Origin of the sequence: Psychrobacter sp. CAL346-MNA-CIBAN-0220 (assembly GCF_040309805.1) — a bacterium.
Lineage (GTDB): Bacteria > Pseudomonadota > Gammaproteobacteria > Pseudomonadales > Moraxellaceae > Psychrobacter.
In genome coordinates this window covers 1-395 of sequence record NZ_JBEOPF010000047.1, presented here as the reverse complement: position 1 = coordinate 395, position 395 = coordinate 1, and the positions used below count along the sequence as shown (strand labels likewise).

Annotated in this window: 1 protein-coding gene; it reads left to right on the top strand. The window is 35.2% G+C overall.

The genetic code is table 11. The features are described from left to right. Window positions 1-74: 74 nt before the first annotated feature. On the top strand, window positions 75-395 hold a 321-nt coding region (locus tag AAEY88_RS12635; RefSeq protein WP_350562939.1), incomplete at its 3' end, for a hypothetical protein.

Sequence of the window (395 nt, the reverse complement as noted above, 5' to 3'; positions counted from 1 at the left end):
TAGTTAGGCATCATTATGCGCTTAAGTTTTATAGCTTCCCTGAATGGCATATCACTATCAGAAATGTATCAACCATGATCAATATTGTGATGTTTTTTGAAAAACACTTTGATACCGATTTGGCATTAGTTGTTCAGCATAAAAGGCATAAATTTAGTACCAAAGGGTTATTAAAAGACCATAAGCCGACTGCACTTCCAACAGGTGATTTAGTACGTGAATCAGGCTTTCAGCAACTAACTATCGGCGGCATGCCTTTTACATCATTAAGATTTTGGTTGTTTGCGATGAGTACCATAGGCATATCATTTTTTATTTCGATATTTATATTATTCTTTTCTGAATCCGTTTTTACGCCTTATGTATCCTTGCCAGTTCAATATGCTTTATCAGCG